The organism is Lawsonibacter faecis (assembly GCF_014287675.1).
GTDB lineage: Bacteria > Bacillota > Clostridia > Oscillospirales > Oscillospiraceae > Pseudoflavonifractor > Pseudoflavonifractor faecis.
Genome location: NZ_JACOPQ010000026.1, coordinates 1 through 6333, shown reverse-complemented (window position 1 = coordinate 6333; position 6333 = coordinate 1). Strand labels below are relative to the sequence as shown.

7 protein-coding genes are annotated in these 6333 nt (G+C 43.2%); all 7 read right to left on the bottom strand.

The window, feature by feature from the left end:
* Positions 1 to 161 precede the first annotated feature (161 nt).
* The 7 genes from pnuC to H8S62_RS17595 all read right to left on the bottom strand — a co-directional run bounded on the left by pnuC (position 162) and on the right by H8S62_RS17595 (position 6207).
* Positions 162 to 869, bottom strand: coding sequence for a nicotinamide riboside transporter PnuC (gene pnuC / locus H8S62_RS17625; RefSeq protein ID WP_199484358.1), 708 nt, complete (start codon positions 867 to 869; stop codon positions 162 to 164).
* Positions 870 to 966: 97 nt separating this feature from the next.
* On the bottom strand, positions 967 to 1467 hold the full coding sequence (locus tag H8S62_RS17620) for a pyridoxamine 5'-phosphate oxidase family protein (RefSeq protein WP_118288100.1): 501 nt from the start codon (positions 1465 to 1467) through the stop codon (positions 967 to 969).
* A gap of 188 nt (positions 1468 to 1655) precedes the next feature.
* Positions 1656 to 1922 (bottom strand): prefoldin domain-containing protein, encoded by a 267-nt coding sequence (locus tag H8S62_RS17615; RefSeq protein ID WP_071143404.1) that lies wholly within the window; start codon positions 1920 to 1922, stop codon positions 1656 to 1658.
* On the bottom strand, positions 1912 to 3021 hold the full coding sequence (locus tag H8S62_RS17610) for a relaxase/mobilization nuclease domain-containing protein (RefSeq protein ID WP_186920424.1): 1110 nt from the start codon (positions 3019 to 3021) through the stop codon (positions 1912 to 1914). Before H8S62_RS17610 ends, H8S62_RS17615 begins: the two co-directional genes overlap by 11 nt.
* Positions 2982 to 3302 carry a plasmid mobilization protein gene (locus H8S62_RS17605; protein ID WP_002595443.1) on the bottom strand — a complete coding sequence of 107 codons (321 nt, stop codon included), beginning with the start codon at positions 3300 to 3302 and terminating at the stop codon, positions 2982 to 2984. Before H8S62_RS17605 ends, H8S62_RS17610 begins: the two co-directional genes overlap by 40 nt.
* Positions 3295 to 3930 (bottom strand): hypothetical protein, encoded by a 636-nt coding sequence (locus tag H8S62_RS17600; protein WP_117450096.1) that lies wholly within the window; start codon positions 3928 to 3930, stop codon positions 3295 to 3297. Before H8S62_RS17600 ends, H8S62_RS17605 begins: the two co-directional genes overlap by 8 nt.
* A gap of 870 nt (positions 3931 to 4800) precedes the next feature.
* Entirely contained in the window at positions 4801 to 6207 is a 1407-nt protein-coding gene (locus H8S62_RS17595) for a DNA primase small subunit (protein ID WP_021638909.1), read from the bottom strand.
* Positions 6208 to 6333 lie beyond the last annotated feature (126 nt).

Here is a 6333-nt window from a genome sequence, read left to right as displayed (position 1 = left end):
CTTGACCGCTAATCTTATCAATAGGTTTTTGCACCTTTTTCTCTCAAGTATAAGGGAGTGCCTTTTTGGTGTCAATACCTACACCTCACTCCCTCTCGCCTTGACCGCTAATCTTATCACTACAGTATTTTACCTTTTTCTTCGTACCGACAAACTGGAATTTACATTATGCTCACAACATTAGTTATTTCTTGCTGTCTGGTTTTCATTTTTCTCCAACTTACAAATCCGTATATATCATTAGCAAAGAACGCAATAAAACATACTACCACCGAAACATATCTAATATCATACAGACTTGCCAATATCCATAATATAATCAAAACAATATCATTGGCAGCGTATGCCAATGCAAAATACGGACTTCTCCTAAAGGTAAGGTATACTGCAAGAAAACTTGTTGTTACCGATATAGTGCTCGGGATGATGTTAGCTGTATTAAAACACTTCAAAATCAAATAGAATAGAAATGTAACAACAAATGTCACAATCCACATACAGACATTTTCTCTTTTTCCAATGCTATTAACTTTAACCTCCGCTTTGTTTCCGTTATACGGATTCTTCAGCCATGATATTAAGGCAAAAATTGCCATCGGCATTGTCATTCCAAGATATGTAATCATCTCCCCATAATACGAAAAGGTATATGAAATAATCCCATACAGCAAACTGAATACAACCATAAGTAATTGTCCAAACGGATTTCCCTTTGCGTTAAATATCAAAGATGTTACTCCTATTAGCGATGCACACAAAGTCATATAATTTATTCTGTCAAAAACACAGAATGAAATTATAATAACCATTACAGAAGAACTCCACAAAACAATTTCACTTTTTGAAAAATAGTCCTTAAACTCTTTCATAATAACCTCCAAAAAAATAAGCATCCGAATATACATCTTCAAAGACCTAACGATGTACAGTCGAATGCTTTACGCATCTACTACCCGGTGGCAGTGCTTATTCTTTATCAACTTTTTTCATTTTAACCAGTTCAATTGCTTCTTTACCAGTCAGGTGTTCAATTGTCATTTCAATGATTGCCATGTTTCTGATAGAAGAATCAATTTCTTTAGGAATTCCATCTTTGTAATCTGCTGAATATTTCATAAAAAGCAAGGTTGCAATACGACGCATTTCATTCATATCTTCTACAAGATGTACTTTACCGAACGCAATGACGCTTCTGAAATATGTAGTATATTTCTCCGGCACAATATGATCTTGATCAATTACGCAAAAAGATGCTTTTTCATGTTTAATAATTGCATCAATTTTGTGTCCGCTTTTAGCAGAATGGAAATACAGTTTTCCATCTATATAAACATAGCTTATAGGAACGGCGTATGGATAATCATTATCTCCGATTAACGCTAAAGTTCCGCTTGTATTTCTGTTCAAAATTTCTATAGCGGTTTCTTGTGGCAATAACTGCTTAAATCTTCTCATTTCTCTAAACATGGTTCTTCTCCTTTTAATGTTATAAAAGAAAAAGCATTTGAATGCACATCTTCAAAGACCTAACGATGTACAAACAAATGCTTTACGCATTCACTACCCGTTGGCAGTTTTTATTCTATATTAACATTATCTATTATAATAAATAACACCTCAAAAAACAATAGAAAATTCTAATTTATCACTCTTTTTTACTTTCCAAACAAGCTATATGCCAGCATAAGAAACACTAAAATATTGCAGACCATACCGCCCCAAAACAGGTACAACTTCAAGCCCTCATATCTGAAAAAGCTGTTCTTACTTTCCTCCAGCTCCCGGATCTTCTGCTTCATCACGCTCGTAAGTGTATCAGACTGCTTCTCAAGAAGCTTTGTAGCCCTCTGTATAGCCTCTATATTCGCCTGTAACGCCTTTCTAACCTCTTGGACGGTGTTTTCCTTAACCTCATCTTTCAAGCTCCCAACCTCGTCCGATATAGCGTCTTGAAGCAACTCGTTGCTGTTCTTCAGCAGCTCTACGCTCTGCTTCAGCTCGCTGATGAGCTTCCTGTTCTGCTCTGCGTCTCTCTGCCTGTTCTGCTCTGCCCTTACTTGTTCTTGATTTGACTGCTTCATCAATTCCTCGCAGTTCTCGCTCGACATCGCCAACGCTTCTTTGAGCAGACTGTTTTCCAGCTCTGTCCGGCTCTGTCGGTTTAACTCTTGAAGCTGCTCTCTTGGACTGCTCTGCTTCTGCTGTTCGTGCATTTCTCTCAAACTCATGCTCCATGCTCTCCTTTCCGAAATCCATATTGTAGTATTTTTCCAGCTTGTTATCTCTGATTTTACAAGCCTTTTCTCCTGCCTGTTCCCTGGCTAAGTCGGTATATGTGATGTACTTATGGCTGTCCTGCCAGTCCACTCCGTACCCTCTTTCATTCATCAGCCGGATAAATGTTTCCCGGCTGGTCGCTGTTTCCTTACAATCCAGCACCGCAAGGGCAATATCCTGCACATAGCTTTTGACCTTTCCCTGCTCTGCCTGTTTCAAAAGCTGGTAGGTGTCTTTGCTCCATGCCACCGTTTCTTCCCGTACTTCTCCAGCAAATGTCTTTCCTTTCTCCGGCACATGCAAGCCCTGTTCCCGGCTCTGCTCATTGCACCGGTCTTTCAAGTTCTGCAGATCCGCTTTGCTCCACTGCAACTTGTGTCCGTCCTCAAAGTTCACACTGTTTACGATAAAGTGAGTGTGTATGTGTCCTCGGTCTATATGGGTGGCAATGAGTACCTCATGCCCTTTCCATGCTTCCGTACCCTTGGCAAGCTCGATTGCGTTCTTATGTGCTTGCTCTGGTGTGATATGCTCGTCCTCATGGTAGCTGTGTACGAAGTGCTTATAAGTTCTGCCCCCAGTCTTGCCCCACAGCTCCTTGGTGGCTTGCATTTCGTCCTTTACTGTATCTGGTTCACAGTGCAGACCGCTGACAAGCTTATCCTCTGTCTTTTCCTCTTTTGTCACATAGTCCAGTGCTTGCCCTATGCCTGCTTTTGAAGATACTGCTTTAATAACTGCCATACTTCTCTCACCTCTTTCATGGTGTTAGGAAGCTCTTGCTTATAGTCCACATATCCATTTTCATTCAGCTTCTTGGCTATCTGGTTCAGATTGTTGCCTTGCCTTTTCAGCTCTGGATATATCTCTTTCAGTCCGTCCAGATTGACAATGTTCGACTGTGTGAGGGCTTCAATGATATATTGCTGTTGGCTCTTTCCAGACTGCTCTACTTTTTCTTTTATCTGTGCAAGTTCTTCCTCTGACACTCTTATAACTATCTGCTTCGGTCTTGTCCTATTCATTGATGAAGTCCTCTCTTTCCTTTACCCACTTCTTAATGAGTTCGATTTCCTCGTCCATGTTCGGCTCTTTCTCTGGCTTCCAGTCCGCTCTCATGTCTTTCAGTTCTTCCAGTGCTTCTTCTAAGTCTGCCTTATAGCTTTCTAAATCTTCTTTTTCGCTTGCTATATATTCATCAACACTATTGTAACAAGGCACACACTCATAGCTTGTTCTATCATCATTGTACTTGTGATACACAATGTCTTTCCATTCATCACTTGGCTCTGCTATGTTCTGTTTAGTGATTTCAATGTCGGATTTTATCGTCTCTACGTTCTCCAACATATCCAGATAATGCTCTGGTTCATAACCAAAATTCAATAAGTGATTCAGCAGTGTAGGCTCTGGGAACATTCCGAACCAACAACGCTCGAACCACTGGTCAGCATAATCTCTTTCATCACTTCCATTGGAGTAAGTACCGCCCACTAAATCTCCGACAAAATTCTCTATCAGTTCTCCGATAGTCAGACCATGCTCCCCACACTTTCTTGCCAGTCGGTCACAATCTGCGTCCGACAATTTCACTGTGATTTTTCTCTCTCTGATTGTTTCAATTTCTTTCTGCTGTTCCTCGCCCCAACTCATGCTTTTACCTCTCTTTCTTCTTGGCTATCACTCAACAATTTACCGCATATCTGCGGTCACTCAAAGGGGGATTGAAGGGGGGCTTTGCCACCCTCACAAGTTCTAAAGTGTAGCCGTTAGGCTATCACTTTAGGGAACTTGCAATATATCCGCTACACATATTATAGCATGATATAAACTCTATATCAAGCGGATATATTCGTGCGTATATTCTGCCAAGAATATAGTGGAGCTTACTTCCTCTTGGGCGACTTTGGAAGTGTAGGAGGAAGACAGTCAAGGGCTTGTTTTTTATCTGCAGTATGAGCTTCGGCTTGCCGATCAGCGAGTACAGCAGATAAAAAATGGTCGCAGACCACCCTTTACTTTCTTCCGCCGGAACGGACAATGAAGCACAGGGGGGGAAGTAAAGGAACGGACGGACAGCCGTTTTCCCCTCCGGCATTATAGCCAACAAAAAAGAGTATCAAGGGTAAACGCTGCGGTCTATGACCGCCCTTGACACTCTTTTCCTTATGGCTTTGATAATAAACAAGGGGAAATGGCTTCTTGTGGCATTTCTGCCACTATGGTATAATGGGCGACGCTACCACCCCTATACAGGTACAGAAAGGGGGTGTGCCACCATGAGTATATTTTCGTCTTTCTTACTCTCTGTCTTGGCAAGTGTAGTCGCCTACTACATCTGCAAATGGCTGGACGGAGATAAATAGGCGGTAGCCAGCCTAAGGCATAAGCCACCTTGCCACAACGGAATAGAAAAGCCCCGGAGGTCGCAACTCCGGGGCTTTTTGCGTGCCACAATGAGCACTTTCGTCTTTCTTGCCTATTGGCATTATAGCATATGCCTTTCGGCATTTCAAGTATGCCCTACTTCCACCACTTATAAACCGTATGCTTTGCAAGTCCTGTCTCTCGAATGCAGTCCGCTTTCTTTCCTGCCGGGTGGCTCTCCTGCCATTCTCTGACTGTCCGCTCTGCTGTTGGTCTGCCCTCTTTTACTACTTCGCCTATAACTTTCATATCCTCTTTTTTTCGCCTTGCAAGATATAAATGAGCCTCTTGTTTTCTGTAATTTCGCTTATTTGCTGGTATCGTAACCTTTGTGTTGTCCTCTATCCATTCCCGGCTTGCTATCGTTGACAACCTTTTTCTGTCCCCTTTCAATGCCCGGAGAGCGTCTTTCACATCTGCCCGGCTGAAATGGTTGTCCTCGTCCTCGGTAAGGCTCTCTAAATGGTCCAAGAACGCATAGGCGTCTCTCCGTATCTTCTGCTCGGATATGCCACACTTCAAGCCATAAGAGCACAACGCCATAATAGAAAAGTAACGCCCTCCGGCTTTCACTTCCTCGGTTATTTTCCGTTTCCACCACTCATATAAAGCTTCGTTACATACCCACGTACCGCCCTGCTTCTTACTTTTCTGCTTCGGCTCTCCCTGCACGATCCGCTTCTCATACCATTCCGGGTACAGCTCCTTTGCTTCTTCCAGCGTAACGGTACTTTTTCTTCTCGGCTTCTCGTACAACGGAGCAAGGTCTACCTTACAGCTCGGTATGCTGGCTTTTATGTCCTCCAGCGTGTAACGGTTCTCTGACAGCTTATAGGCTTTTACTGGGAAATCTGCACCCAGCTTCGACTGACTCCCCACACACCGGAAACCTTGATAAATTCCGGTTATATCCGGGCTGTCCGGACGGATAGAGCTGGTATCATTCCATAGCCGCCGGATAAAGGCTTCTTTCAGCTCCGCAAGCACTTCTTCCCGGTTTCGATACAACTGAACCGGCTCCTGCAAGAAATAGTAAAGATGTACCCCCTTGCCGGAGCTGACAAGATAAGTCGGACGAAGCTGCACACCATTCCCAAACTGCTTCAACAGGTTCTTTAACTGCTGTTTGCCTACATAATCCACATCCACCACCACCGCAAACAGCTCATGAGCGTTCTCTTTCGTGTGTGACTTCCCGTAAAAACTAATAGGCGGTATCAGCCCAAACCTATCTCCTATGACCTTATCCAGCATTTTCAGACTATCATCAATTACCCACTGCCGGGTTCTTCCTTTGCCGGACGGTCTAATCTGTGTCGCTATAATATTACCTTTTCCGTCCCCCGGCTCTTGCTGCAGACTACCAGTCGGAAACAACTCTCGATAGAAATCATGAGGACTTACTTCCGGGTATCCCCTCTCCAGCATAAGAGCTTCTTTCTCCCGATAAGCAGACTTCCACTCATACCCTCTTTTATCTCTCCTTTTGGTGTATTTTGCCATAGTCTTTTACACCTCACTCCCTCTCGCCTTGACCGCTAATCTTATCAATAGGTTTTTGCACCTTTTTCTCTCAAGTATAAGGGAGTGCCTTTTTGGTGTCAATACCTACACCTCACTCCCTCTCGC

Bases quoted from the DNA above. Each gene is read 5' to 3' on its own strand.
- pnuC (WP_199484358.1), bottom strand. From the start codon at position 869: ATGAAAGAGTTTAAGGACTATTTTTCAAAAAGTGAAATTGTTTTGTGG.
- H8S62_RS17620 (WP_118288100.1), bottom strand. From the start codon at position 1,467: ATGTTTAGAGAAATGAGAAGATTTAAGCAGTTATTGCCACAAGAAACC.
- H8S62_RS17610 (WP_186920424.1), bottom strand. From the start codon at position 3,021: ATGGCAGTTATTAAAGCAGTATCTTCAAAAGCAGGCATAGGGCAAGCA.
- H8S62_RS17605 (WP_002595443.1), bottom strand. From the start codon at position 3,302: ATGAATAGGACAAGACCGAAGCAGATAGTTATAAGAGTGTCAGAGGAA.
- H8S62_RS17600 (WP_117450096.1), bottom strand. From the start codon at position 3,930: ATGAGTTGGGGCGAGGAACAGCAGAAAGAAATTGAAACAATCAGAGAG.
- H8S62_RS17595 (WP_021638909.1), bottom strand. From the start codon at position 6,207: ATGGCAAAATACACCAAAAGGAGAGATAAAAGAGGGTATGAGTGGAAG.